Genomic DNA, 26,898 nt, shown 5'->3' with positions numbered 1-26,898 from the left:
GACTAGGATTAAACTCAGATTATATTCTATTCATGAGTTATTCAGAAAAAACAGAAAACGATGTTCTTATAATCACAGCTAACGGCGAAATTGATTTAGAAAATTCTGGTGGTTTAAGAGAACAAATTGCAAGTGCCCTAGATGCTAATACTGCTGTTTCAATAATCATGAGTGATGTAAATTATATTGATAGTTCAGGAGTTGCAGCATTGATTGAAAGCAAACAAAGAGCTGGTGAAGGTGGAAAAGAATTTAAAATCATAAAACCAAGTGAAGCAGTTTTATCAGTGATTAAGTTAGCAAAACTTGATAGTTTTTTTGATATCGAAAATTAATCTATAAATATTTAAGGCTTAAAACATTCTGCTATTTGAGTGTTAATATCATAAATGCAGCTAACTAACTTAGGCTCAAATTTTTTATCTTCAGTATCGTCTCTTAAAAGATTGTATAAAATTTTATTTTGATCAATTATGTTTACTGATTGTATTTGATAACCCATTTCCAAATAATCATTAATCGTTTTATTGGTACCTAAATTATCTGCACAAACATTTAAGGAATAGAAAAAAAATAAAAATATTAATAAATACTTTTTCACGTAAAAAAATTAATATCTAGTCGTAATCTGCATCGGTATCAATAGCATCGGCTCCTGTATGCCATGCACCATGGTCAGTTAAATTCCAACCACAATCCGCTTGTCCATCTGCAGCACTACTTGAAAAAAATGCTCCACCAATTGCTTTGTGAGAGTAGTCTCCAGTATCCCTATGAATGATTACTCTAAATCTAGCTTTATCCATTGGGCATCCTCCCCCTGAACCATATCCACCTGTGGATTTATAACAAAACATTTGGATTTGACCTCGTTTGTGATTACCCCAAGATTCATTATCAATTGTAATACTTGTCTTATCGGGTTTCCATGGATTTTTAAATGTGGAGTTGTCTGTACCGCCATCTAAGAAATAATTTTTCATTGAAATTAAAAATTGTTTACAGGTAGTGTCAGAATTAATCATATCCCCAGTTAACATATTACTGTCATCATATTCAGGAGTTGCACTTCCAAGATCGTTTTGAACAATAATAGTTTCTGTTTCCATATATTTTGTAATTGTTGTGTAATTTTGCTCTAAAACTTTTAATCTAGTTGAGTCTACATAAGTTTGATAACCAACTGTACCAACTCCTGCTAATACTCCAATAATTGCAACTACCACTAAAAGTTCGACTAGGGAGAAACCTTTTTGAAAATTTTTCATAAACAGTTAAATTTATTTTTATTAATTATTTTTTAAATAACAACAATAAAAACTGCAGATATTTATCAAAACTGCAGATATTTATAAATATGAATTGATTAAACGATTGTAATCTTAATAGTTTGCATCAGTGGATATAGCTATAGCACCTCTTGTATAACCTGATGAACCACATAATGCTGTTCCAGCGGATGTAGTCATGTAAGGTTGGCCTAAAGTTGATCTATCAGCATCCGGAGGATTAGTAAAACCTCTGTTATACCATTTAGAATAAACAGTAGAGCCTGCTTGCCTTGTTCCACCTAGCTCATTACTTGTATCGACTGCACCTGCACCAGCCTGCTCAGAACCATCCCTATAATAAGCAATTATATGAAATAATGAATCTTGTACTTTACAATTCCAACCATTTAAAAATCCTTGAGATCTTTGACAAGTAATTTGAACTTGTCCTTGCTTATGACCAGCTTGACCTTGGGTATCTACTGTAATCATTTTCTTAGTTCTATTCCACGGATTTTCAAAATGTTCAAAATGTTTTTTAATGGTAAAATTAAATGTTTCACAAGTGGAGTCTGCATCAATTTTACCTCCTGTTAACATATCAGACGAGTCAACTTCATCTAGCGCAGAACCTAAACTATTTTTTACAACAATGTATTCAAAATCTATTGCCTTTACAATTGTTCTAACATTTTGTTCAAACGCTTTTACTTTGGATGCTTCAACATAAGATTGGTAACCAACTGTACCAACTCCTGCTAATACTCCAATGATTGCAACTACGACTAAAAGTTCGACTAGGGAGAAACCTTTTTGAATTATCTTCATGATAAAATCTTATTATAAAATATTAAAAAGTGAAAGTACCTATTTTAGTTAATAAAAATTTATTTTTTAATAATAATAATTAATGATTTTCCAAATAAATTAAAACATAATTTATCAAGTACCTTTGACAAAGGTATCAAAGAGTTCCAAATTTTAATTTTTTGATGAAAATTTTTTTTATAATTGTTTAAAAAAACCTTTGATATCAAAGAAAGTAAATAACCAATACTATCATAATATTTCATTTGATAGCTTGATGGGTCAAGATTTTGTATTAAATCCTTAATGCTTTTTTTATCATACCTTCTAAAGTGATTAACATCTTCATCAAATTTCGAATATAGATGCTGAAAAGCTGGAACATTAATAATCAAATTGCCCCCTGATTTAAGTGAATTAAATGCCTTATTAATCTCTTCTAAATCATTTTGTATATGCTCTAAAACATCAAGATATAAAATAGTATCATAAGTGTTAACAGTGAGAGAGAACTCTTTATTTTTTAAAAATACGTTTTGATTATCTTGGTATTTAGATTTTAGATTTTCAAATAAAATTTTTGAAGGTTCGAATAAATCAACTTTTTCTACTCTATCTAAATAAAGTTGTAAATTCTCACCATTACCAGGACCTATTTCAGCTGTATACCCACGGATATAATTTTTTATTAAATCATTTTGATAGTTTCGAAAATTTTTAGAATTATCAAAATGTTCTAGCTCCCAGCCCTGATAATCAATTTTAGTCATAAATAGATAAGTTATTTATAATATCATGTTGGTTTTACAATTTTTTATTTTGATATTAAAAATTATCGTCTAATAGATGTAAGTATATTAAATATGATTGATAAACTAATTAAAGATATTCAAAAAAATATTATTGGAAATGAGTTTAAGATTAAAATTTCCATAGCCACCATTTTGAGCGGTGGTCATATATTAATCGAGGATCTTCCTGGCACTGGCAAAACAACATTTGCAAAATCTTTAACTTCAGCAATGAACTTAAAATTTAAAAGAATTCAATTTACATCTGATTTATTGCCAAGTGATATTCTTGGATATACTTTTTTAAAAAATGATGAGTTTATTGTTAATAAAGGTCCAATATTTACAAACATTGTTCTTGCAGATGAATTAAATCGTGCAAGTCCAAAAACGCAGAGTGCTTTTCTCGAGTCTATGGAGGAAAAAACAGTTACAATCGATAAAGATACATTTGAACTTCCTAAACCATTTTCAGTCATTGCTACTCAAAACCCCTCTGACTTATCTGGAACTTCATTATTACCCGAATCTCAATTAGATCGATTTACTATCTCATTTTCTTTAGAAGAATTAAGCAAAGATCAAAGAATTAAATTATTAAAGAATGAAATAGATAACAATTCAATTCAATCTAATTTTTCATTTAATGAAGTAGTTAAAGATATTAATCAAATAAATGTAAATGATAATGTAATTGAATATTTGGATAATATATCTGAGTATATTAAAAACAATTTTAATAACACTCATATCTCTCCTAGATGTTTAAAACAAACTATTCATCTATCAAAATCGTTAAGTTTTCTAAACTCAAACAAATATGTGACCTATCAAGAGATTAAAGATATTTTGCCTTTTATACTTCGTCATCGTCTAAATATTGTTGAAAAAAAAGAATTTATAGAATTCATGAATAATGAAATCTTGAATAAAGTACCACTACCTGATGAAAAATAGTTTTTGGAAAAAAATTATTTTAAAAAAATCCTTAAAAAATCTTAATACTATCAGTAGAAAAAATTTATATATTTTTCCAAATTTAAAAGGATTTCAAATTGCTGCTTTAATTTTTTTTTGTTTTGCAGTAGCTATTTTTTATCAAAATAATTTTGCATTATTATTATCAATTGTTCTTTTTTTTATCTATTTCATTTCAATTTTAATCTCTTATCAAAATTTACTCAATTTAGACTTAGCTATTAATAATAAACTTCATCCAGCAAATAAATTTGTAAATTTAATTTACCTAATCAATGACAAGCAAAATAGAGAAAGGCTAAATATTAATTTTGATCTAGAAAACGAAACTACTAAAAAAGATATCAATCATAAAACAACAATTAATTTAAAATATAAATTTGATCAAAGAGGTAAAGTAGATGCTCCTACTTTAAACATTCACTCTTTATTTCCTTTTGGAATTATAAAAACATTTACTAATGTATCTTTTAAAGAGCGTTTAACTATCTATCCAGAGCCCATTAGACCTTCAAATGAAATATTTGATCAACTATATCAACTTAATACTGATGAAGGCTTTGATTATGAGTTTGATAAAATAGAAGAAAACAAAGAAAATATTAATTTATCAAAAATTTCATGGAAACATTCATCTATTAAAAAAAAGCTTTATGAAAAAAAATTCAAATTTTCTAATAATTTGCAACACATAACAATAGATTTACAAAAGATTACTGCTGAAAGTTTTGAAAAAAAACTCTCTTATGCCAGTTATTTAATTGAATATTTCTATCAATTAAAAAAACCATTTTTACTAAAGAATAAGGACTTTATTTCTGCAATTGCTTGCTCTTTAGATCATAGAAATAAACTTTTAACCTATCTTGCTAATGCCTAGTATAAATTTATTGAATTATAACTTTAATGCTTTAGCGATACTGGTTTGCAGTTATTTAGTTCTAATTCCTGATGTTGAAATTTCCACTAATGTTTTTTTTCTAATATTATTCTTTTTTGCAATTATTCAAAAAAGCTTTAGTTATAAATATAAGAAAGTATTTAGCTCTATTTTAGCTATAACAACAATTTACATTTTATTTGTTTTAAATGACCAAACATTATCTAAAGAATATTTTATCAATTTAATATTAGGTTTAATATTTCTTAAATATTCAGAGATAGAAAAAAAAGAAAATCATTATTTTTTTGGATTTTCGTGTGTGTTTTTAGCGGTAGGCTCTCTAGTATATGGCCAAGATTTAATCAGCTCATTGTTGTCATTTATTATAATCTTACTATCGATCATTCATTTATATTCTTTAAATCAAACCAAAATTTTAAAATTAAACTTAAATAACCTTTTCAGATATTTTATATTTGCGTTGAGTATCATTCCAATCATTGCAATTATTTATTTTGTCTTTCCAAGAGCAGAATTAAATATCAAATTATTTGAAACTAAAAAAAATCAATTAGGAATCCCTGACAAAATAAGCTTAGGTTCATTTCAAAATATTTCAGATAGTGAAGAAAATGTTTTTATTTTTAAAACTAATATTCAAGATAATGATCAAAAATATTATTTTAGAGTAAAGGTATTTGACAAATTAAGTGTTAGTAAAGATTGGTTAAATTCTGAGTATAAAATACTATTAGCCCAGTTTAAAAATAGTTTTAAGGTTTCAAATCCTATTGAAAAACAAGATGTAGATGCATCTTTAATCATGTTCCCTCATGAAAAAAAATGGTTTCCAAAATTAGACAATTATAACTTTAAAAATTCAAATTTAAATTTAAACCTTATAAACAATACTCTCACAACTAATAAGATAGTGACCAACAAAAAATCTTACAAACTAATTTATGATAAAAGAGATGTAATATATCAAAAAAAACTTTTAGATTTTTATACACTTTTACCTAACAATATTTCCCCAAAGTTAAAACAGTGGGCAAAAACAAACTTTGAAAATGCAAATAGTCCTAAGGATTATTTAGATAAGATATTAAACGAATTTAAAACGAATAATTTTTTTTATAGCTTAACTCCAGTTAATCAAGGTAACGATTATGAAAACTTTTTCTTCAATACTAAAACTGGATACTGTGAGTATTACGCTGGAACTTTTACTATACTTGCAAGGTTAGCTGGCATCCCAGCTAGAATTGTTACTGGTTATTATGGTGGATCGTATAATAATCTTGGTAATTTTTATACTTTTAAACAGCGTGATGCCCATTCTTGGGTGGAAATATTTATAGATAATAATTGGGTTTTATATGATCCAACCCTTTCTGTGCCAAATGAAAATATTCTTAATTCAAACAATTCTAACTTCGAAAGTTTTGAGACATCTACGGTAACTTCGAATAATGAGCAAAAAATAGATATTAATAGAGTTGGAATTTATTTTGAATATATCAATTATGTGTGGACTAATAGTTTTTTAAGATATGATGAAAGATCTAGAACAAATTTTATCAAAGAAAAACTCTCTAACACAGATATGTACAAATCAATTTTCTTTATTTTATTTTCAATAATAGCCATCATTTATCTTATAAAGATATTGCTATTTATTTATGCTAGAAACTTTTTATACAAATTATTTTTTAATAAACTTAGAAAAAATAATAAGAATTTATCAAATTATATGACCCACCAAGAAATTTACAAATCGTTAAAAAATATAGATCAAAGAAGATTTGAAGATTTATTTAAACTTTATGAACAAATTAAATTTGATAAAAAATATAAAATTTCATTTAAAAATTTTTACTCAATTAATTTTCAAATAATTAAATATGCTTACTTTAAATAATAAAAATAAAGCATTATTCATTTCTTTAGCAGTTCTAATATTTGCAATTCATCAAATAATGTTTCTATCTTATTTGAATATTGGATCTTTTCATTTTGACTACCAATCAGCTTTATCAAGATTAATATTTGGGAAAATTTGGTTTTTAAAGAATGGATTAACTGTTCCTTGGTTTACACCACATATTTGCTGTGGTGCACCCTTTTTTTCAAATCCTCAATCAGAATTTTACTCACCTATTCAATTTTTATTTTTTTTTTTAAAACCTTTAACAACATTTAAGGTTGTCTTTTTTATATATTCCTTTTTGGGATATCTTGGCTCTTTTTTAATTTTAAGAAGAATATTTAAACTCACTAATAATGCAGCTTTAATTGGATCAACTATATTCCTCTTTAATCATTATTTTGCTTTTCATTATTTATCAGGACATATTGGTTGGGGTTTATTCTCTATTATTCCAATATTTTTTTATATTTCAGCAATATCTCTAGATCAAACCAATAAAAAATACTCTTTTTTTCTAATTACAAGTTCAGCATTAATTTTTGCAATCATGATGCATAGTGGTGGCACTAGAATAATTATGGAAATTTTAGTTTCTGTATTTTTTTTAACTTTATTGCATTTAATTAAATACAAAAATTATAAAATCATACTTTATGTTTCAATTAGTGTTTTAATTGGATTGTTAATTTCTGCCTCTAAAATATATGCTGCATGGTCGTTTGTAGAAGGTTTATCTAGAGATGTATCGCCAATATACTTTGATAGTATTTGGAAATTTGTCTCTGTATTTTTTGACTTTTTCTTTTTGTTTCCAAGAGAAAGCATAGAAAATGATGTTAGCTCAATGTCAGCAAATTTATCTATTGAAGAATTATCGTTCAATGTAACAATTTTACCTTTATTAGTTTTCATAATTTATCTAAGAAATTTACCAAAAATTACTGATGATAAATTTAAATTAACTTTTAGTTTTATTTTATTCGTAAGTGTTTTTATTCTAATCCTGCTAAATTTTTCAAATACTACTCTTGGATCAATTGTAAGAAAAATACCTTTTATAACAAATGATTGGATATCTTTCAGAATGCTTGCTCCATTAATAATCTTATTTTCAATACTTACTGCAATGATGTTTGATAAAATTTCTTTTAAAAAAAATAATACTTTTGCGATTATATTTTTATCAATAATAATTATTCAAAACTTATCTTTTGATAGAAATAAATTATATAATCTTTTTTCACACACAAATCTGAAAGACTTATTAAATTATGAAGTATCAAGATCAAATATAGATGAGTATAATATTGAAAAAATTCTAACAATTTTAGACAAAGACTCTAAAGTAGACGGTCCTAAACAACATGACTTTTTTTTAGAAAATGAATCTATTCAATTTTGTTATTTTTCAGTATTCGGATATAGCCTAGAAGCACTTAAACCTGTGGTAAAACCTTTAATATTTAATCATCATGAGATTTGGACTATTAAACATGAATTCTCAAATGATCAAAATTTTAATCAAACTATGAATATATATAAGGGAGATCCTTTTTTTGAAAGAAATGGAAATCTTAATTTCATTAATCCATCGTGTTATCTAAATCCTGAAGAAAATAATTGTAAAGAAAATTTTCTATTCAAGGCAACTAATAAAGAAGAATTGACTAAATTTTTAAATTACAAACCTTATGAATTTAAACAATTAAAGTTACAAATATTTTTTAATTATTTAAGCTTAATAACTTTTATTTTTACTTTAATTTCATTTTTTTATTTTTTAATAGCTATAAAAAAAACCCCCTCTAAAAAAATTTAGAGGGGGTTTAATTAAATATTTTAATTTTAACTTAATTTACTTAAGTTGAAATTCTTTTGCTTTATATTCTCCAGTGCTTCCAGCGGAGCCATCTTCAGTGTAATATTCCACTAAGAAATATCCTGAAGTTGAACCTGATGCAAAAATTCCTCCAGAAGGAATTACCGCACCGTTAACTGTTGCATCAGCAGAAGGGAAAAATTTTACGTTAACTTGACCCTTTTTAACAGCAGCGGCTGCAGAGTTAAATACTATTTGGTTTCCACCAGCTGCATCATATGGGTTTTTAAAAGCATTACCATATCCATCAGTTGCAAAGTAACAAGTTAGTCCTTCTACAAAGTCAGACAACGTATTACTGTAAACTGTGTAAGGAGTTAATGAAGAACAAGAACTACCTGCACTAATTGCTCCAGAAACTGTTTGGATATTGTTGTTCAACAGAGTTAATTCTGTTTCAACAAATCTTTTTACTGAGTTAAAGTTAGCAACAGCTACTCTGCTTTTAGCAGAATCTGTATAACTTTGATAACCCACTATTCCAACACCCGCTAATACTCCAATAATTGCAACAACAACTAGAAGCTCAACAAGTGAGAAACCTTTTTGTAGTGTTTTTTTCATAATTATGTTTTTCCTTTAATTAAAGAATTATATATATATGAGCTTCTTCTACTGATTTTGGTTATGATGTAAATGATAAAAATAACCTTTTTAGCTTGTAGTATAAGAGTTTATTATCACCCATTTTGGGGTGTAATTAGCTTATAATGGAATATAAAGAAAAATATTCATAAAAATTTTTACAATATTGATCTGTAAGTTAAAGAATTAAATCAAAATAAATTATTAAAAAAACTTTATGAAACTGACAGATACTCAAAATAAAATATTTGAATATGTCATCTATTGCATCTCGTTTAGTCTTTTTTTAATTTTTTTCGGACATACTTTAGATTTTGGAAGAACATATGATGATTTTGCTTTAGTAGATCGTTTCACGAAATCGCCTGGAGACGCCAAGCTTATATCAAGTTTTTTTTATGCTAAATTTCATTTTTATCCTGTTTATTTTTTAACGCATGAATTGGATAATTTTTTTACTTTTTTATTAAACTTTAATGGAATTGAAATTTTAAATTCAAAAATAGCTAAATTTACAAATATTTTCTTACATGTAACAAATAGCTATTTAGTTTACCTATTAATAAAAAAAATTTTTAAAGTCGAACATAATTTAAGAGTCAACATATTCATTTTTTTAAGTTCTTTAATTTTTTTATTTCATCCTATCACATCACAAATTATTTTTAATATCACTACCCGAAATGAAAGCTTAGCTTTATTTTTTGGACTTTTAACTTTCATCTATTGTATCTCAAATGTTCATAATAAAAGAATTATAAATTATTTTTTCATATCATTATTATTTTTTTTATCTTTGTGCTCTAAATTAATGACTATTTATTTAGCGGGTTTAATTCCATTGACTATTTTTTTACTCAATTTCCATCAAATGAATTTGAGGGAAAATTTTAAAAAGAATTTTGATATTTTTATTTTGTTGTGTGTGACTTTTATTGTCTACTATTATTTAAGAACAGTTTTTACTGAAAAAAATAGTCTTAGTTTTTATGGAAATTTTGATGATTTATTATTTTATTTTTTAACTTCACTAAAATTTTATTTAATTGGATTATTTTTCCCCTACGAGCATATATATGTTTATGCAACAAACTATGATTTAGGTTTATCAATAATTGTATTTATCCTTTTTTTAATCTACACAATATTAGCATTTTATTTATTTTTTAAAAAAAAAGATCCTATTTTAATAATTACTGTTTTTTGGATTATCGCAAGTTTAACTTTACCTGTCATGTTTGGGATGATTGAAACAGGTTTTCCTTTAATCTCAAATTTAGCTGAAAGATATCAGTACTCATCAGTTGTATCAGTATCATTATTATTAGCCTGGATATTTAATAAATTTTTTAATCATCTTTATAAAAAAACCTTAATCTTAAGTTTTTATGGGTTAATCATACTATCTTCAGTATTTGTTCTTTACGATAGAAGTAAAGTTTATATCAATAATACTGTGTTTATGACTTTAACAGATGAAAATAGTCCTAAAAATGTTTTTAGATATTCTTTTGGAGTTGAAATGAGAGATGCCATTTTAAAAAATGATATGACAACTTATAGATTTAATTTGTATCAAATGTACCAATTGGATACATCCTTTGATGAAGCTATATTAGAGTTTTTAAGATACTACATTTATGAAAAAAACGAAAAAGGCATTGAATTTTTTGAAAAAGAGTTTGAAAAAAATTTCAAAGATAGTCCGCCAGCAAGGTTTAAATTAGCAAGGTTCTACACATTGTATGAAGATTATAATAAAGCCGAAGATCAAATAAAAAAAATCTTTGAAAAATACGAAGAAATAAGAACTCAGTTAGATACACCTTCAAGAAGAGTGACATTTTTAGATCCTCCTATAGATGATTTATACTTTGAACTAGGGAAAATAAGTTTTTATCGAGAAGATTATGAGAAAGCTTTAGAAAATTTTAAAACAGCAAATGTGATAAATCCTCTCCATGCAACAGCTTTATATAATGCAGCAATTACCTTGAAAAAACTTGGATTAGATGAGGAAGCCACTAAACTTTATAAAGATGCAATCAAAATGAATCCTTTTTTAAGAGAAACAACTTCTAACTTAATTGCTGAAACAAATTAAATGGGACATGAAATAAGTATAGTTATACCGGCTCTTAATGAAGAAAAAAATATTAAACCTTTAACACTAAGAATTATCAAAGTTTTAAAAAAAACTAAATTTGAAATTATTTTCGTTGATGATAATTCGACTGATCAAAGCAAAAAAATATTATTAGCTTTATCTAAAAAATATAAATTTTTTAACCCAATTTTAAGAAAAAAAAATAGAGACCTAACCCAGTCTTGTTTTGATGGTATTAAAAAATCAAAATATCAAAATATTTTAATTTTAGATGCAGATTTACAGCACGATCCAAAATATATTCCACAAATGTTTAAGGAATTTTACAAAGGAAAAGATGTTGTTATTGGAGCAAGAAAATTAACATCTGGGAAAAACAAAGGTTTATCTGAAACAAGAAGATTTGCGTCTGTATTTCTAATTTTTTTGTTTAAAGTTTTTAACATTCAAACAAAAGATCCAATGAGTGGTTTTTTCTTATTTAAAAAAGATATTTATTTAAAAAATAAGAACAGATTTTTTGGGAAAGGATTTAAAATTTTAGCTGATTTATTAATTAACTCAAAAACAAAATTAAAAACTAAAGATGTCTTTATAGATTTTAACAGACGCTATGAAAGTGAAAGTAAAATGAATTTCAAAATTTTATTAATATTAATTCAATTTTATGTGACTAGTTTAGTGAAGAAACTATTAACCTAATAGCTTTTTTGCAATCTCATCAATCATAGTCTCGTTATTTTTCAACCAGTCTCTAGATTTTTTTGAAATCGAATTTTTTACATATTTTCTTGCATCAACCAAATTTGAAAATCTTTTAATTGGTTTTTTAAACTCTTTATTAAGGTCAGTTGAGCCAATTTTATCGAAGATACTTTTTATTTCATATTCAGACAGTTGTTCTCTCAATAAATTAAATTGTTTATCCATTTCTTTTTGAATTTTAGGAAAAAATTCTTTTTTTATTTCTTCTGAAATTAATTCAGGATCTATAGATTTTTGCTCAGATGCTGGAGCAGAGGTTTTAGTTTCCATGTTTTTTTGTAAAATTGAATGACTATGTTGCAGTTCTGATGAATGGTACATCTGTAACATTCTCATATTTTGCAAATCCATAATTTTAGACATTTGATCGAACTTATCCTGAAGTTTTTCAGACTCACTTTTATTTTTTTGTTTTTCCTCAATTTTATTAATTAACTCAGGCTCTATATTTTGAACTTTTTGATTTAATTCCTCAATTTTTTGAGTTGCTTCATTTCTGTACGCTGAAATATTATCTAGAGTTTCGTCAATTTTATTATTTAGATTATTCAATGAATTTTCAATTTTCAAATTATAGTCTTTTAGATCACTAATTTTATCTTCAAACCGTTTTTCTAAATTTAAATTTTCACTTAATTTTTGCGGGTCATTTAACTGATTGATATTCTCATCTATTTTTGAAGAGATTGTATTAATATTATTTTGAATGTTATCAAATTGGTTATTTAATTGAGCAATTTGATCTTCTAAATTTGCAAAGTTTTTATTAGCTTCATCTTCATATTTTTCAAACTCTTTATGATAACTATCATTGATATTATTTAGTTTGTTCTCAATACTTTCTTCAGATCGAATAAGTGCATCGGTTAATTTAACATCTAGCTCATTATTAAATTTCTCTGAGAAAAGATTTTTTTGATTAAGTAATTCATCTAACTTTTCAGTTAACTCAGAACTATTTAAATCAAGATCATTTATTTTAGCATTCAGCATCTCCAATTGTTCATTGGAAAATATTTGAGATTTTTTAATTTCTTCTTGTTCTTGACTGCTAGCAATTACTTGTTGTTGTTCAGCTTCTTGTTTGCCCACAACAACAGTTTCTGCAATCTCTTCGGTTAAATTAATGATTTCATCAACTTCATCAATTAAATCTATGATTTTTTGATCATCTTTTTTAGAAACCTCTTCTTTTAATTCAATTATATTTTCATCAGAATTGCCAAAATTAAATAGCTCTTTATTGGCCTCTTCTATTTCGCTTAAATTATTTTCAATGACTTCGTTATTTAAAAAAATTATTTTCTCATTTTTAGAGTTTTGATGCTTTGGTTTTGATTGAACAGTTGTGGTTGTTGTCTCGTTAGTAGAGCTGACTGCAACAGTTTTATCAGTTCCAGTGGATGACATTCTTGTTTCAACACCATCTTTTAAATCAATCACTTGTTCATTAAATATTTCTTTTAGCTTTTGAACGTAAAGTTGTCTTGATAGTTGAAGCTTTTTATCCTTCAATAATTCAAGTTTAATCTCATCAAGGGTTTTTTTGATGTAATTTGGGCTTTTTTTCATGTAATAATTTTTAAGTACGAATCATTAACAGTTTATCAAACCAGTAAATGATAGTAAAAAAATTATAATGTTTGGATTAGGAAAAAATAAATCAAAAGTAGTTGAAGACGAATCGATAAGAGACAAATCTAAATTTGTTGTTGTTGGTTTTACTGTGATGGTTTTTTCTTTTTTACTGTTAATCATCAGTGAGATCTATACATCACTACAATTATCCAAACAAAACAGACTTATAGCTAGCACTGGAGACATCCAGGAAAAATCTGACGACATTGTTCTTGAAATGGCAAAAGTTGGTAGAGATGTAAATAAAAGTGAATATGAGTACATCAAAGAAATCATGATGTTTATGTCACCTACTGAATTTCAAAACTTTAAAAACTCTATTTCTGGAATGGCAAATGAATTTAATGTACAAATTAACAGCTTAAATGAGAGTAAAGCAGATCAATTAGGCAAAACTTATTCAATAAACTACATTGAGTACCAATTTTTAAGCACATATGAAAATTTAACTTTTTTAAAAAATAAGATTTCTGAAACAGATTTTAAGATCAATATAATTGAAGAAGAGGTCACAAGAGAAAATCCTACTTCTGATAAAGTATTAGCAGAGGGTAAAATTGGAGTTTATGTTTTTCCTGGTAAAGAAAAATTATTAAAAGATAAAGCTAAAATAATTGAAAAATTTAAAGCTGAAGAAGAAAAATTAGCTGAAAAAAATAAAAATAAGCCTGAAAATAATTAAATTAATTTTTATTCAAAGCCTAATGGTTTTTTGATGTAATCATACATCGGTTTTAAAAACTCAAGATATTTTTCCATAAATGGAAAAGCCATTCCAACTTCTTCTCTTAAAGGCACAATCAGAACTGAAAAAACAATAAATAAAAGTATTAATAAATAAAATAATAACCTTGTTCTTCTTGCAACATCAATTTTATTTTTTTCTTCTGATTGTTGTTGATTTTTCTTTTCCTCTAAAGCTTTTGCTGCTTCTTTAAGTCTATCTTTTTTAAATAATTTTTGAAAAAAATTTAAATTTTTATCTCTTTCTAATCTAAAGTTATCTAAATTTTTATCCATTTCCTCTTTTGAAGGAAATTCTTTTTCTTCATCAGTAAATATTTTAAAATTTGAAACAGTTTCTTCACTTTCTTTTTCTTCTTCAATTTCTTTGGTAACCGCATCATTGTCTATAGTAGATAATAATTCTTCTGGATCATCGCTAGGTGGAGTTTCTGCATTAGTCTCTGTTGGATTTTCAACTGGTGCAGGTTCTTCAATTATTGTTGATGTTTCAACCGCATTCTCTTCAACTGGACTACTTGTTGGTTCTGTTTTAAAACTTTCTTCTGAAGTTTGTGAGCTTCCTTCATTTGGATGATAGAACCATACCTCAGAACAGGAACCACATCTTACTTTTGATCCTTCGGCTGGCATAACGCCATCAGCCAATCTGAACTTTTTTTTCCCACAAATACAGTCGATAATCATATGTTGTATTTTTAGACTATTAATATAAAAAAATACATATGTCTATTGAACAAAAAATTGATGGGAATATAGGTAAACTATTTCTTTCAGGTGAAATTGACCTCGATAATTCAACACAAGTCAGAGAAAATATAAAAGATTTAATCGACAAAGTTAAAACAATTGAAGTTCAACTTTCAAAGGTTAACTATATAGACTCTTCTGGTATAGCAGCCTTAGTTGAAGGTATGCAGCTATCAAAAAGTGGCTCTAAAGAATTTTCTCTAACAGATGTGAGTAACGAAGTGATGAAAGTTATTAAATTAGCTCACTTAGATAAAATATTTAAAATCAAAAGTGTTACAAACCAAAATGCAGCTGAAGACAGTTCAGAACCAACTCCTGCCCCTGAGCCAGAGACTCAAGCAAGTGAGAATGTCGATCTTTCTGCAAATGAAGAACCTCAACAACAACCAGTAGATCAAGAAGTTGAAAATAATCAAACAGAAGAAACAAAACCTAGCATCAAACGAGATGATGATGACGGTGATAAAATAAAATTTAAAAGGTAAGTGCTTACCTTAATATCCTTTGTAATTGGATCAATCGTTGGAAGTTTTTATAATGTCTGTATTTACAGACTTCCTAATGATTTAGATGTGGTTAGCAAAAGTTCATTTTGTACTTCATGTAAATACAAAATTCCTTTTTATTTAAATATTCCAATAATTTCCTACATCCTAAATTTTGGTAAATGTAAAAATTGTAAAAATAAAATTTCCATAAGCTATCTAATAGTTGAAGTTTTAACGGCAAGCTTATTTGTCTACGCTTATATGTTATATGGTATTAGTTTTAATAGTTTAGCTTTTATAATTTTTTACTCTGGACTATTAATAATATTTTTTACCGATCTTAAGTATTATTTAATTTTAGATAAAATCACTATTCCATTATCAATAGTAGGTTTGGTGTTTACTTTTTTTAATTTTAATCCTTTCGATGTTGATATTTTAAGTTCCTTACTAGGAGGAGCGGTTGGTTATTTGGTAATTTATATTATTAGATTTTTATTTTTTAAAATAAGGAAAGTTGAAGGAATGGGCCTTGGTGATGCGAAATTATTTTTAATGATTGGTATATGGCTTGGAATAAAATCAATTTATTTAATATTAGCAAGTTCAGCTCTTGTTGGGGCAGTTGTCGGTTCGCTAATTATTTATTTTTATAAAAAAGATAAAGATTTTCAAATTCCTTATGGATGTTTTATAGTGATTGCTTCAGCCCTGTATCCCTATTTGGGTTCGCTCTTTTATAATTTGATTTAAAGTTATAATATTAATTAATTGATTCGTTAAAAAATGAATAAATCGTTAATTGCACAAAATATTAAAAAAAATTATCAACTTTTAGATAATAGACAATATGGTCTAGCTGAACAAAATGCTTTTAACTTATTAAAACAAGATCCCAATAATCATGAAATTTATAATTTAATTGGTGACATTCATTATAAACAAAATAATTTTGATAAATCTCTCTGGTATTATTTTTCATCATTAGACAGAAATTTTGATCCTAAGGCCCTAAATAGATTGGGCACTAATATTTTTTTACTCAATAATAATGCAGTTGCTGAAAAAGTTTTAACTAACTTATTAGCACACGATCCTCATTATGTTGCAGGTTACCTGAGTTTAGGCTTGGTTTATGAACAGAGTAAAAAATTAGAAAAAGCAATTGATTGCTATAAAGCAGCAATCAAAATTGATCCAAAAGAAATAAAAGCTTATTTAAGTCTTGCAACATTATACAAACAAGATCAAAATTATGATGATGCTATTAAAGTATATCAACAAGGATTAATTAATAACCCAAGTAATCACTTTATTTTAAGTAATCTTGGTAATTTGTTTTACCTTCAGCATAAATACGAAGATGCAATAATTAGTCATCAAAGAGCAATAAAAGCAAAACCAGATTCTCATGTAGTGCATTTTAATTTTGCTAATACCCTGCTGAATGCAGGTAAATATTCTGAAGCAATTGAAATGTATAGAAAGACAATTGAACTTAATCCAAGATTTAATCGATCAAAAATTAATTTAGGTTCTACCCTACTTTCAATGTCAAATTTTGAAGAAGGTTTTAAAGAGTATAGCCACAGAATATATGAAGATAAAAACTTTAAATCCGTTTTACATAAGAAAAACTTATTATGGAATGGTCAAAATGTTGAAAATAAAAAAATTCTAATCGTAGCTGAAGATGGGTTAGGAAATACTCTACAATTTTCTAGATATCTTGAAACTCTAAGTCAACTTAAATGTAAAATCATCTTTCAATGCCAAGAAGAATTACATCATCTATTTGAGGATATGGAGTTTATTGATGAAATAGTAAGTCTTGAGAATGATTATGACAATTATGATTATTGGGCACCTTTGCAAAATTTGATATATTTACTGACACCAGATTTAAGTAGCAATTGTCCTTTCCCAGCAGTTCTCAAAATAAATGATAACAAACTTTTAGAGTGGGAAACATTAATTGCAATTAATGATAATGTTAAAATTGGTTTAAATTGGCAAGGAAGTGCTTCAAACCCTAGAGTTGCAAACAATTCAGTTTCTCTAAACAAATTTAAAAATATTATCAATAATCCTTTAGCAACATTTATTAGCCTACAAAAAGGTCCTGCTGTATCTGATATTGAAAAATTCAAATTTGAAGAAAACATTATTAATTACGATTTATTAATGGATACAGGATCAAAAAAATTTCTAGATACCGCAGCAATAATTAAATATTTAGATTTAGTTATTACTACTGATACCTCTATTGCACACTTAGCTGGAACTCTTGGCACTCAAACATGGTTGCTACTACCAAAAGTTTCTGATTGGAGATGGTTAAATTCAAAAGATGAAACCATTTGGTATGATAATTTTAGAATTTATAGACAAAAAGTCCAAGGAGACTGGTCTGATGTTTTTTCTAGAGTTGAAAAAGATAGTCTAGAATTGATTAAAAATATAAGTGATTTAAGACAAGCCTAATTAAGCTTTCTCCAAAAATTTTTATCTATTTCTTTTGACAATCCCTTTAGTCGAGAAATCATTAATTGAGATTTTTTCAATAATATTTCATCATTCGCTATAGCTTTTTTAAAAGCATTATGTTTAGAGATCATAAAAGCAAATAATTCAGCTTTATCTTCGGCTGAATTATTTCTTGCATAACCAGATATAAAACCTTCAACAGAGGTATCTATGCCTAATGCCCCAACGACTAAATCACTAGAATACGGGTTCTTATTAATTTTTTCCCAACGCTCATCTAACTGCATCAATGATAGAGATGCATCAATGATATGATAAAATTCATGGTGAAATAACAACCTAATATATTCTTTTTTTACCTTGGTATTTTTATACTTATTTACAGCAGAAAGATTTAAATAAAAAACTCCAGGAGATTGATCAACATGACCTGGAGCTAGACCTCCTGGTTCAAAACCAAGAGATTTATCTGTAATTTTTTCACAAATCATTACATATTTTAAACCTGAGTTTTGTAGAAAGCTTGATGGATAGATATTTATTTCTTTCACTAAATCATTAATAACGTCTCGATAATTCGATTTTGTTTGACCACAAAAGAAATTATTTTTATTTTTAAAATTTTCTGTACTAATCAATATATCTATACCCTTTGATGAATAAATTTTTTTTGATTTAATAAACTCCCCTAAAACATTTAAACTATTTTTTGAGTTAATAAATTTTGCGTATCGATTATATTTTAAATTTTTCTTAAGCGTCCTAAATCGAACTAAACAATCAATGCCTCCATCTTTTTTACAATCTTCTAGAGCAGTTTTATCTAATTGATTTTGAGGGATAGGCCCCATTCTTGTGTAAAGTCTACCAGATACAGACTCGACAATAGTTCCTCTAAATTTTTTATCTTTTTTTCTATTTTCTTTGATTGTTGAAATATAATTTTTTACAAACGCTGCTCTTTCTTTGTAAGATTGTCTAACTTTTTCTGTAATGTTACCTGCGAAAACTTTATTTTGAAATAAAAGAACTAAAATTAGGATAAATAAAATCCTCATTAAACATTTTTAAAAAACTTAATACTAAAGCTCGAAGTAATATCTCTAAATTGTTCTGTGTAACAGGAAGCAAATATTTCTATACTGTTTTGTTGTGGTGCATCCGTCAGCACAAAGTTTAGCAAATTATCGTTTGGTTCCTTTTCTATTAAATCAAAGCTATTAAAATAATCTTTCCACATAGAGATTTTTTCCTTACATCTATTTAAATCTCCTTGTTTCTCACTATTAAATGCAATGATTGAATAAACTTGGTTTTGAGAATTGGTATAAAAATAATAGTTATCAAAATGGTTCGATAGTTTATTAGGTTCAACTTTAAAACATTTTCCATCAGCAATATTTTTTTCACATTCACCTATAATATCTAATTGATCCTCATTAAGCTCTGCTAGAAAAAGCTGATCAAAAATTTGTTCTAGTCTATTTTTTGGTAATATAATTTCTGTATTTTTAGGTTGTAATAATTTATCAATATTTGAAACATCTAAACCTTCTTTTTCCTCGGGCTTTTCATCAAACATTTGTTCTGGCTCATTAACTTCTTGACCTGGTAAATCACCTGGTTCTCCAGAGATCGCATTAAGGTTTGTTAAGAATAACAATAAAAATATTTGAATTAATAGTTTCATTTATTTAAGACTCTATAATATTAATAATTAACTAATATTAAACATAAATCAATGAGTGAAGCTCTTCAAAAAAGCATACAAGATATCAATAAACTTCCTGGTCTTAAAAAAGTAAAAGAAGAAGTTAAAAATCTAGTTGCTTATTTACAAAGTACTAAGGAAAGAAAAGAACAAGGTCTAGGAGAAGGTCCAGCTTTAACTTTGCATTTAATTTTCTCTGGCAATCCTGGAACTGGTAAAACTACCGTTGCAAGAATATTAGCAGAAATTTATAGAGACCTTGGATTAATTCAGGGGGGTAAACTTATTGAAGTCACGAGGAGTGATTTAGTTGTTGCTGAAAAAGGAAAAACGGCTGAAAGAGCTGCTGAAAAATTTAATCAAGCAATAGATAATGTATTATTTATTGATGAAGCATACACTTTAATCAATAAAAAAGATCCTAACGATAATGGTCAAGAAGCAATTGATGAATTGCTTAAATACATGGAAGATTACAGAGATAGATTAATTGTTATTGTTGCAGGTTATGAAAAAAATATGCATGATTTTGTTGCTGCTAATGCTGGTTTAGCATCAAGATTTAAGAGAAATATTATTTTTGAAAATTATAACGATCTCGAGCTTTATCAAATTTTCTACAAAATGTGTCGTGAAAATAATTATATGATTGCAAATGATGCAAGTGGCACAATCCAAAATGCATGTAAAAAAGTTATAGAGATAACTGGTGAACGATATTCTAATGCAAGGGATGTAAGACGTTTTTTTGAGGGTTGTGTTCAAACTCAATCTGTAAGACTAAGTCAGATGAAAACGAAAACAAAATTAGATCTCATGATGATTAAAAAAGAGGATATTGAAACAACAATTAATAATTTTAGTTAAACAGTATTTTTTGCTCTAAAATGATTTACAATATATCTTCTAATAAATTCATAAGCTAAAATAATAAAAGCTACAAAAGTTACAAAAGGCACATAACTTAATATTCTTAAATATTTATAATAAATTTTTTGTAAAGCAGTTGTTTCATCCAACTGAATTTGATGTAATCGGTTTGCAATTAGATGTATTTTTGGATTTGAAAGCTTATTACATTTATCTAAAATTTTATATAATTGCTGCTTATCATAGTAATTTACTAAGTGGACTAGTTTGTTTTCAATCGCATAACAATTTGCACTTAAATTATTATAAACATCATTTAAAGTTAATTGTCTTTTTATTTTTGAATTATTACTAATACTTTCATATACTTTAGCAACCTCCTGTTCTGTTGGACTTTCTTTTAAAACAATTTCAATATTTTCTTCAAACTCCTCTAAAGTTTTTTCAACTTTTTTAATAGTATTTTTATCTTTAGGCGACGCTTCTTTTATAACCTCTTGATCATTTTCAGGTTTTTTTGCAATAACTGGAGGAACATTACCTTTAGCAAAATCTCCAAATAGTTTTCTAAAGGTTAAAGAAAAAATATTTGAATTCATATCACTTTCCTCGTTTTGCATTAAAAATGCATTTGCCATTAAGCTTGTATCAGTTTCTTTATTTAAGAAATTATATCCAAGTCCTAATGAATAATAAGTTTCTTGATCTCTTGGCAAATCAACATTGAACGATGAGCCTGAGCTATAACGAGCATTAGAAGTGGTACCATCTATGAAATGATCTTGAGAAGCAAACATTGCAAGGCTTAACTCATTATTAATGTTCTCTTTTTTACTTAGATCGACACCAATTGAAATTCCAAGCTCAGGTTTAACTATAAATAAATTTTCATTATCAACATTTAAAGCTAGCTCGCCCCCTGTTTCTTCCGTATCGCTTTTAAATACATAAGTTGAATTAAATTTTGCTGATGGTGAAACACTTACTTCACCAAATTTATACTTTTTAATATATTGAACTTCTTGATTTACTCCAACATCCCAATAATCAGAAACATATTTGTCATTTACTGAAGTTCCAAATACTGAAACATTTCTCTCACTTTCTGTTTTCGAAACATACATTCCAGATATTAAGTTTAAACCATGGTCTTTTTTATCATATTGTTTGAATAAAGAGGCATGAACTGAATAGGTTTTGGACTCACCATAGTTATTTTTATAATCAGTATCTGTACCTGTAAAACCGTAAGAGTAACCGGTAAATGTTTCTTCATCATTTTTAAATTGTTGACCAAATAAAATTCCTGTTGTCTCAGAGTCGTAACCTGTATAATTGGAATTGATATTATCTCGATCAGCTGTGGTCCCATAAGTTCTTATAAATGTTGCAGAGTCTTCAGATTGAAAATCATTGAATATAGATCTATTCTTATTATTTTTAACAAAGCCTAAAACACTGGTGTCTGAATAATCAAAATATTCATTAAAATTTGTCTTATCCCCATATAAACCAGCATCTTGTAATGAAGCTAAAGTTAATTCATTTGAACTACTCGTGAAGCTACTAACTAATGAAGTATTTACATTAGAAGAAGTAACACTACTTAAAGCTCTGTTAAAATTGTTATGATTTAAAGTAGGTTGAGTAAAAGTTGTAGCAAGCACTGTACCTTTTAATTTTCCAAGCTCAGTATTTACTGAATTACTATCAGAGGCTTTTAATACATTTGCAACTTCAAGAGTTTTACCAGTTGTCGCTGCATCAAATACTTCAGCAATGTCTTTAAAATTATTTTTTGTTGTTAAACTTTTAACAGTATTTGATGAAACCCCACCATCCTCATCAATATTTAAAAATACTTTTCTATTTACAGTGTCATAAGAAATAGAGGTAGTTGCATCACCTAAATTTGAACTATTATTTACAGTAGTTGAAGCAAAGGTGCCAGATAATGAATTACCAGATCCTCCAGATCCATCAAAAATTGTAAGTGTTACATCAGAATAAGTTGTGTTTGCTGGTTCTAAAACTAATGCACCTGCAAGTGTAATATTTCCAGATACGACTACTTTATCAGATGTCGTATCATTAAATTCAATTGTAGTAGTTGAGTTGTCACCCAAAGTAACATTGCCATCTATTGTTAGAGTTCCAATACTATTTCCTGGTGCTAAATTAGCTGTAGCAACTGTAACATTTCCTCCAATAGTTGCCCCTCCAGATAAAGTACCACCACTGACAGTTATATTATTTTCAATAACTTGATTTCCACTATCTGAAGCTAAACCTGCAAAAAGAGTACCAGCAGATACTGTAAGATCTCCATCAAAAGTATTTACCCCTCTTAAAGTTAAAGCACCACTTCCTGATTTTGTTAATGCCCCTGTACCAGAAATAACACTTGCTAATGTAGAGTCGCTACTATTTCTAATTTCTAAATCATTATTTAATGCTATTGCTGCTGCAGAAATTTCTGTTCCAATTAATGTTGAGCTTGCAGATACAGTTGTTGTACCAGAATATGATTGTGTTCCTGTTGTTGTAACATCTGCACCTATGTTTGATGTGCCTGATACTGATAAATCAGTTACTCCTGATATAGCGCCATCTAAGTCTAAATTTCCTGTTACTGTTAAAGCGTTTGATCCACCAGTAACAGCCGCCATTGTAATTGTCGAACCTTGTAATGTTCTATCCCCACCAGATAATGTTGTTGTACCTTGATAATTCTGAGTACCTGATGTTGTAACGTTTGCACCCAAATTTGATGTGCCAGTAATATCCAATTCAACAACATTTGTAACAGCACCATCTAAATCTAAATTACCTGTAACTGTTAAATCATGTGACCCTGTACCTGTGACAGCTGCCATTGTAATTGTCGAACCTTGTAATGTTCTGTCACCACCAGAAAGTGTTGTTGTACCTTGATAATTCTGAGTACCTGATGTTGTAACATTTGAACCAATGTTTGATGTGCCTGATACAGACATATTAGTTACACCTGAAACAGCACCATCTAAGTCTAAATTTCCAGTCACTGTTAAAGCATTAGATCCTCCTGTTACAGCATTTAAAGTAACTGTTGATGCAGTTAATGTTCTGTCTCCACTTGAAAGAGTAGTTGTACCATCATAAGACTGGGCACCAGTTGAAGTAACATCTGCAGCTAAAGTAGATGCTCCAGTAACACTCAAACTTGCAAGTCCTGTAGCATCATTGGTAGAAAGTTGAAATCCTCCATCAACTGTTAAACCTTTTGAAGCACCAGTAATTCCATAAAATGTTATATTACTTCCGCCTGTTGAAGTAACAGTTCGGTTTCCTGTACCTGATAATGTTGCATTGCCTAAAAATTGAACACCAGCTGTTGTAATATCAGCACCAATATTAGAAGTTACTCCTGCGCCAGAAACACTGAAAGCATTAGTGTTAGTTATTGCTCCATCAATATCAGCGTTACCAGAAATAATAATATTATTGTTTCCACCATCAACAGTGGAACCAAAATTTACAGTTGAAGCTGTTAGTGTACTAGAAGCACTAAAAGTAGTAGCACCTGAGTAGGTTTGTGAACCTGTTGTGGTTACGTCTGCACCAATATCAGAAGTTCCAGAAACACTTAAGGTAGTTAAACTAGATGCAGCTCCATTTAAATCTAAATTACCTGAAATAGCTAAAGCATTTGTACCACCAGATATAGCTGCTAAAGAAACAGTTGAACCTGTTAGATTAACATCTGAACCTAGTGTTGTTGTTCCGCTATAAGTTTGAGTTCCATCTGTATTGACAGTACCATTTAGGGTACTAGTGCCTGAAACTGTTAAGTTAGCAGTGGTTCCATCAGCGTCACCATTTGTAATCCTATTTCCAGAACCCGCACCAGAAATTTCTAAACTTGCAACTGATAGAGTATTTCTTAAATCTAAAGAACCAGATGCACCAATCGTTAATGATCCTGTTCCTAGATCACCACTTCCAGAAACTCTTAGTGTTCCAGCTGATACGGTTGTTCCACTTGCATAATCATTGTCCGCTGAAATTATTAATGTACCATCAGCTGATTTAGATATTGCACCACTTGAAATAGCTCCAGATAATGTTGCACTTTTTCCACTAGCAACAGAAAAAGTTTGTGTTGCTGAACCAAGGTCTATACTACCACTTAACTCGATATCACTATTAGCTGTTAACGTATTTGTGCCGCTAAAGGTTGTATTCCCTGATAAAGTTATTTTACCTGTATTTGTGCTATCTCCTAATGCGCTGCTTGCAGAAATAGCAATTGCTTCATCTAAAGTTCTTGCTGTTGTTGAATTGGAAGATAAAGTTCCACCATTTAAGGTAATTGTCCCCGTTCCTAAAGATCCGTCATTGCCAATTTCAATTTTACCTGCTGAAATTTGAGAACCTCCTGCCCACGTATTATTACTAGTTAATGTCAATGTTCCAGTGCCAACTTTTTCTACAGTTAAATAATCATTTGTCATCGCATAATCACTAATCCGTCCTGCATAAGTAGTATTGTTTGAATCACCAATTGTTAAAGTTTGTGAAGAGCCATCACTATTCAGGCTGATTGACGACGAAGTAGAGTTTCCAGATAATGAGGATAATGTTAAATTGCTTGAGTTATCTAAATATAATGTCCCACCATTCATAACTAATGATGAACCGGAAGGAAGTGCTCCAGATCCAGAAAGTCTTACACTACCTTGACTTATTGTAAGAGAGCCAGAATAAGAATTGTCAGCAGATTTTAATTGTAATTCACCATATCCTTGCTTAATTATTCCACTTGATGCACCTGCTAAACTAATTGCATCTTCAAGAATAATCTTACCTTTAGAGTTACCGACTATATTAAAAGTTACTGTTTCTGAGTCTGCAGCGTTGGTATTTTCTATAGCATTGCCTGAACTTACATTGATAGTAAAATCTCCATAGTCACCTGCTGGACCGCTATTTCCACTTATGTAATAATTTTTTGTAATGGTAGTATCACCAGATATTGTAATTTTTCCTGTTAAATCAATCAAACCATCTACTAATAAAGCTCCAGTATTAGTTTCTCCAGAAATTCCAGAGCCAACTATATTTAAATTATTTCCAACTGTTATTTTTGTAGTTGTGCTATCTATTTTCAATGAAGTTCCAGAGTCTACAGTAACAGTTCCTGAACCCAAACCTGATGCAGATGAAGAAATTAATGTACCTGCTGAAACTGAAATGCCACCACTATTATCACTTGTACCTGATAAAGATAAAGTACCAGTTCCTGATTTGGTCAAAACACCTGAGTCAGTAATTGAGCCAGCATAGGTTAAAGTTGTGCTAGCATCAGTATCAATCGTACCTGCACCAGTCATGGTAATACCCTTGTTAGCACCTAAGGTAAAATCAGCTGTTGTGTTTAACGTACCTCCATTAAAAATAATGTTATCTGCATCTGCTGATCCTGGAGTTGCACCTAAATTAGCTGATGAAGCAACTGAGATTGTTCCAGCATTAATTGTTGTTGAACCAGTGTAAGTGTTTGTTCCAGATAAAGTTAGAGTACTAGAACCTGCTTTAGAAAAATTTCCTGCTCCCTGAATAACACCTGAAAATTCTTTATCATTTGCATCACCAGCAGTTAAAGTTGCTCCAAATGCTATATCAATTGTTCCACTTCCTTCAATTGAAGCAATTGTATTAGTTGGATTAACATCAAATGTTGCACCACTTGCTACATTCACTGATGTACTATCCGATAATGTTCCACTACCACTTAATCGTAATGTTCCATCACTAATTGTAGTTGTACCAGTGTAAACATTACTTTGGTTTAAAAGAAGAATACCTTCTCCAACTTTATCTACAGATCCTAGACCAGCTATTGTAGCACTAATTGTTAAAGTATTGCCATTTGATACGTTAATACCAATATTAGATCCTGACACAGTATTAACTTCACCAGTGATCTGATCACCATTATCAGTTATGGAGTTGATAGATATTGATCCACTATTAAAATTTAGTTTACCTGAAGCATTAGCAGGACCTTTTAGTGTTAAAGTGTCTCCATCATCAAAAGTATAACCTGTTGAGTCATTGCCGTTAATTGTAACGTCTGCAGCATTAACTAAAAATGAAAAACCAATAAAATTAGTGATTACTATAAAAAATAATAAAATTTTTTTCATTTATAAGAATAAGTTTTTTATTT

General features: G+C 28.2%; 22 protein-coding genes. 12 read left to right on the top strand and 10 right to left on the bottom strand.

The annotated features are described in order from the left end of the window. Positions 1 to 32 precede the first annotated feature (32 nt). A complete protein-coding gene (locus ACTTAU_RS04130) occupies positions 33 to 335 on the top strand; it encodes an STAS domain-containing protein (RefSeq protein ID WP_438305293.1) in 303 nt (100 codons plus the stop codon). Positions 336 to 346: 11 nt separating this feature from the next. On the opposite strand, the gene ACTTAU_RS04125 is transcribed toward ACTTAU_RS04130, so the two are convergent. The 4 genes from ACTTAU_RS04125 to ACTTAU_RS04110 form a co-directional block, all read right to left on the bottom strand. Beyond that, positions 347 to 601 carry a hypothetical protein gene (locus ACTTAU_RS04125; RefSeq protein WP_438305295.1) on the bottom strand — a complete coding sequence of 85 codons (255 nt, stop codon included), beginning with the start codon at positions 599 to 601 and terminating at the stop codon, positions 347 to 349. 16 nt (positions 602 to 617) lie between these two features. Then, complete coding sequence (locus ACTTAU_RS04120; RefSeq protein ID WP_438305296.1) at positions 618 to 1,268, bottom strand: pilin; 651 nt, start codon at positions 1,266 to 1,268, stop codon at positions 618 to 620. 114 nt (positions 1,269 to 1,382) lie between these two features. Then, entirely contained in the window at positions 1,383 to 2,099 is a 717-nt protein-coding gene (locus ACTTAU_RS04115; RefSeq protein WP_438305298.1) for a type IV pilin protein, read from the bottom strand. Positions 2,100 to 2,158: 59 nt separating this feature from the next. Then, complete coding sequence (locus ACTTAU_RS04110) at positions 2,159 to 2,848, bottom strand: class I SAM-dependent methyltransferase (protein WP_438305301.1); 690 nt, start codon at positions 2,846 to 2,848, stop codon at positions 2,159 to 2,161. A gap of 93 nt (positions 2,849 to 2,941) precedes the next feature. Here ACTTAU_RS04110 and ACTTAU_RS04105 point away from each other — a divergent pair, with 93 nt between their 5' ends. Genes ACTTAU_RS04105 through ACTTAU_RS04090 form a run of 4 tightly spaced genes read left to right on the top strand, consistent with a single transcriptional unit; the run spans position 2,942 to position 8,479 of the window. Then, on the top strand, positions 2,942 to 3,826 hold the full coding sequence (locus ACTTAU_RS04105; RefSeq protein ID WP_438305303.1) for an AAA family ATPase: 885 nt from the start codon (positions 2,942 to 2,944) through the stop codon (positions 3,824 to 3,826). Further along, positions 3,816 to 4,727, top strand: a complete 912-nt coding sequence (locus tag ACTTAU_RS04100; RefSeq protein ID WP_438305306.1) for a hypothetical protein — start codon at positions 3,816 to 3,818, stop codon at positions 4,725 to 4,727. The genes ACTTAU_RS04105 and ACTTAU_RS04100 overlap by 11 nt, the downstream gene beginning before the upstream one ends. Next, entirely contained in the window at positions 4,720 to 6,651 is a 1,932-nt protein-coding gene (locus ACTTAU_RS04095; RefSeq protein ID WP_438305308.1) for a transglutaminaseTgpA domain-containing protein, read from the top strand. Before ACTTAU_RS04100 ends, ACTTAU_RS04095 begins: the two co-directional genes overlap by 8 nt. Beyond that, entirely contained in the window at positions 6,635 to 8,479 is a 1,845-nt protein-coding gene (locus ACTTAU_RS04090; protein WP_438305311.1) for a hypothetical protein, read from the top strand. The genes ACTTAU_RS04095 and ACTTAU_RS04090 overlap by 17 nt, the downstream gene beginning before the upstream one ends. A gap of 36 nt (positions 8,480 to 8,515) precedes the next feature. Here the strand turns inward: ACTTAU_RS04090 and ACTTAU_RS04085 are convergent, their stop codons facing one another. Then, positions 8,516 to 9,103: a pilin gene (locus ACTTAU_RS04085; RefSeq protein ID WP_438305313.1), complete on the bottom strand. Its 588-nt coding sequence runs from the start codon at positions 9,101 to 9,103 to the stop codon at positions 8,516 to 8,518. Between the two features lie 238 nt (positions 9,104 to 9,341). Between ACTTAU_RS04085 and ACTTAU_RS04080 the strand changes: the two genes are divergently transcribed. Together ACTTAU_RS04080 and ACTTAU_RS04075 are read left to right on the top strand one after the other, a co-directional pair. After that, entirely contained in the window at positions 9,342 to 11,228 is a 1,887-nt protein-coding gene (locus ACTTAU_RS04080) for a hypothetical protein (protein WP_438305315.1), read from the top strand. Then, complete coding sequence (locus ACTTAU_RS04075) at positions 11,229 to 11,933, top strand: glycosyltransferase (protein ID WP_438305316.1); 705 nt, start codon at positions 11,229 to 11,231, stop codon at positions 11,931 to 11,933. Here ACTTAU_RS04075 and ACTTAU_RS04070 read toward each other — a convergent pair. Continuing rightward, positions 11,925 to 13,568: a hypothetical protein gene (locus tag ACTTAU_RS04070; RefSeq protein WP_438305318.1), complete on the bottom strand. Its 1,644-nt coding sequence runs from the start codon at positions 13,566 to 13,568 to the stop codon at positions 11,925 to 11,927. The two genes, ACTTAU_RS04075 and ACTTAU_RS04070, sit on opposite strands and share 9 nt — an antisense overlap. 67 nt (positions 13,569 to 13,635) lie before the next feature. Here ACTTAU_RS04070 and ACTTAU_RS04065 point away from each other — a divergent pair, with 67 nt between their 5' ends. Next, the gene (locus ACTTAU_RS04065) at positions 13,636 to 14,316 is read left to right on the top strand and encodes a hypothetical protein (RefSeq protein WP_438305320.1); all 681 of its coding nucleotides are present in this window, start codon (positions 13,636 to 13,638) and stop codon (positions 14,314 to 14,316) included. 8 nt (positions 14,317 to 14,324) lie between these two features. Here the strand turns inward: ACTTAU_RS04065 and ACTTAU_RS04060 are convergent, their stop codons facing one another. After that, positions 14,325 to 15,065 carry a zinc-ribbon domain-containing protein gene (locus ACTTAU_RS04060; protein WP_438305321.1) on the bottom strand — a complete coding sequence of 247 codons (741 nt, stop codon included), beginning with the start codon at positions 15,063 to 15,065 and terminating at the stop codon, positions 14,325 to 14,327. Between the two features lie 38 nt (positions 15,066 to 15,103). Here ACTTAU_RS04060 and ACTTAU_RS04055 point away from each other — a divergent pair, with 38 nt between their 5' ends. From ACTTAU_RS04055 to ACTTAU_RS04045, 3 genes are read left to right on the top strand one after another with little or no spacing between them, the layout of a single operon-like run. Then, the gene (locus ACTTAU_RS04055; protein ID WP_438305323.1) at positions 15,104 to 15,616 is read left to right on the top strand and encodes an STAS domain-containing protein; all 513 of its coding nucleotides are present in this window, start codon (positions 15,104 to 15,106) and stop codon (positions 15,614 to 15,616) included. Beyond that, positions 15,617 to 16,372, top strand: coding sequence for a prepilin peptidase (locus ACTTAU_RS04050; RefSeq protein WP_438305325.1), 756 nt, complete (start codon positions 15,617 to 15,619; stop codon positions 16,370 to 16,372). Between the two features lie 33 nt (positions 16,373 to 16,405). After that, positions 16,406 to 18,103, top strand: a complete 1,698-nt coding sequence (locus tag ACTTAU_RS04045; protein WP_438305327.1) for a tetratricopeptide repeat protein — start codon at positions 16,406 to 16,408, stop codon at positions 18,101 to 18,103. Here ACTTAU_RS04045 and ACTTAU_RS04040 read toward each other — a convergent pair. Together ACTTAU_RS04040 and ACTTAU_RS04035 are read right to left on the bottom strand one after the other, a co-directional pair. Next, positions 18,100 to 19,164, bottom strand: coding sequence for a putative zinc-binding metallopeptidase (locus ACTTAU_RS04040; RefSeq protein ID WP_438305329.1), 1,065 nt, complete (start codon positions 19,162 to 19,164; stop codon positions 18,100 to 18,102). The two genes, ACTTAU_RS04045 and ACTTAU_RS04040, sit on opposite strands and share 4 nt — an antisense overlap. Continuing rightward, positions 19,164 to 19,796: a hypothetical protein gene (locus ACTTAU_RS04035; RefSeq protein ID WP_438305330.1), complete on the bottom strand. Its 633-nt coding sequence runs from the start codon at positions 19,794 to 19,796 to the stop codon at positions 19,164 to 19,166. Before ACTTAU_RS04035 ends, ACTTAU_RS04040 begins: the two co-directional genes overlap by 1 nt. Positions 19,797 to 19,847: 51 nt before the next feature. Here ACTTAU_RS04035 and ACTTAU_RS04030 point away from each other — a divergent pair, with 51 nt between their 5' ends. Further along, on the top strand, positions 19,848 to 20,684 hold the full coding sequence (locus tag ACTTAU_RS04030) for an AAA family ATPase (RefSeq protein ID WP_438305331.1): 837 nt from the start codon (positions 19,848 to 19,850) through the stop codon (positions 20,682 to 20,684). On the opposite strand, the gene ACTTAU_RS04025 is transcribed toward ACTTAU_RS04030, so the two are convergent. After that, on the bottom strand, positions 20,681 to 26,875 hold the full coding sequence (locus tag ACTTAU_RS04025; RefSeq protein WP_438305332.1) for an autotransporter-associated beta strand repeat-containing protein: 6,195 nt from the start codon (positions 26,873 to 26,875) through the stop codon (positions 20,681 to 20,683). The two genes, ACTTAU_RS04030 and ACTTAU_RS04025, sit on opposite strands and share 4 nt — an antisense overlap. Between the last annotated feature and the right edge of the window lie 23 nt (positions 26,876 to 26,898).

The organism is Candidatus Pelagibacter sp. HIMB1505 (assembly GCF_052047915.1).
GTDB classification, from domain to species: domain Bacteria; phylum Pseudomonadota; class Alphaproteobacteria; order Pelagibacterales; family Pelagibacteraceae; genus Pelagibacter; species Pelagibacter communis_A.
This window is presented reverse-complemented; position numbering and strand designations above follow the sequence as displayed.

Excerpts from the sequence above, each read along its gene's own strand:
- ACTTAU_RS04115 (WP_438305298.1), bottom strand. The coding sequence starts at position 2,099 with ATGAAGATAATTCAAAAAGGTTTCTCCCTAGTCGAACTTTTAGTCGTA.
- ACTTAU_RS04030 (WP_438305331.1), top strand. The coding sequence starts at position 19,848 with ATGAGTGAAGCTCTTCAAAAAAGCATACAAGATATCAATAAACTTCCT.
- ACTTAU_RS04070 (WP_438305318.1), bottom strand. The coding sequence starts at position 13,568 with ATGAAAAAAAGCCCAAATTACATCAAAAAAACCCTTGATGAGATTAAA.
- ACTTAU_RS04055 (WP_438305323.1), top strand. The coding sequence starts at position 15,104 with ATGTCTATTGAACAAAAAATTGATGGGAATATAGGTAAACTATTTCTT.
- ACTTAU_RS04065 (WP_438305320.1), top strand. The coding sequence starts at position 13,636 with ATGTTTGGATTAGGAAAAAATAAATCAAAAGTAGTTGAAGACGAATCG.
- ACTTAU_RS04035 (WP_438305330.1), bottom strand. The coding sequence starts at position 19,796 with ATGAAACTATTAATTCAAATATTTTTATTGTTATTCTTAACAAACCTT.
- ACTTAU_RS04075 (WP_438305316.1), top strand. The coding sequence starts at position 11,229 with ATGGGACATGAAATAAGTATAGTTATACCGGCTCTTAATGAAGAAAAA.
- ACTTAU_RS04110 (WP_438305301.1), bottom strand. The coding sequence starts at position 2,848 with ATGACTAAAATTGATTATCAGGGCTGGGAGCTAGAACATTTTGATAAT.
- ACTTAU_RS04045 (WP_438305327.1), top strand. The coding sequence starts at position 16,406 with ATGAATAAATCGTTAATTGCACAAAATATTAAAAAAAATTATCAACTT.
- ACTTAU_RS04060 (WP_438305321.1), bottom strand. The coding sequence starts at position 15,065 with ATGATTATCGACTGTATTTGTGGGAAAAAAAAGTTCAGATTGGCTGAT.
- ACTTAU_RS04105 (WP_438305303.1), top strand. The coding sequence starts at position 2,942 with ATGATTGATAAACTAATTAAAGATATTCAAAAAAATATTATTGGAAAT.
- ACTTAU_RS04085 (WP_438305313.1), bottom strand. The coding sequence starts at position 9,103 with ATGAAAAAAACACTACAAAAAGGTTTCTCACTTGTTGAGCTTCTAGTT.
- ACTTAU_RS04100 (WP_438305306.1), top strand. The coding sequence starts at position 3,816 with ATGAAAAATAGTTTTTGGAAAAAAATTATTTTAAAAAAATCCTTAAAA.
- ACTTAU_RS04080 (WP_438305315.1), top strand. The coding sequence starts at position 9,342 with ATGAAACTGACAGATACTCAAAATAAAATATTTGAATATGTCATCTAT.
- ACTTAU_RS04095 (WP_438305308.1), top strand. The coding sequence starts at position 4,720 with ATGCCTAGTATAAATTTATTGAATTATAACTTTAATGCTTTAGCGATA.
- ACTTAU_RS04090 (WP_438305311.1), top strand. The coding sequence starts at position 6,635 with ATGCTTACTTTAAATAATAAAAATAAAGCATTATTCATTTCTTTAGCA.
- ACTTAU_RS04040 (WP_438305329.1), bottom strand. The coding sequence starts at position 19,164 with ATGAGGATTTTATTTATCCTAATTTTAGTTCTTTTATTTCAAAATAAA.
- ACTTAU_RS04120 (WP_438305296.1), bottom strand. The coding sequence starts at position 1,268 with ATGAAAAATTTTCAAAAAGGTTTCTCCCTAGTCGAACTTTTAGTGGTA.
- ACTTAU_RS04025 (WP_438305332.1), bottom strand. The coding sequence starts at position 26,875 with ATGAAAAAAATTTTATTATTTTTTATAGTAATCACTAATTTTATTGGT.
- ACTTAU_RS04130 (WP_438305293.1), top strand. The coding sequence starts at position 33 with ATGAGTTATTCAGAAAAAACAGAAAACGATGTTCTTATAATCACAGCT.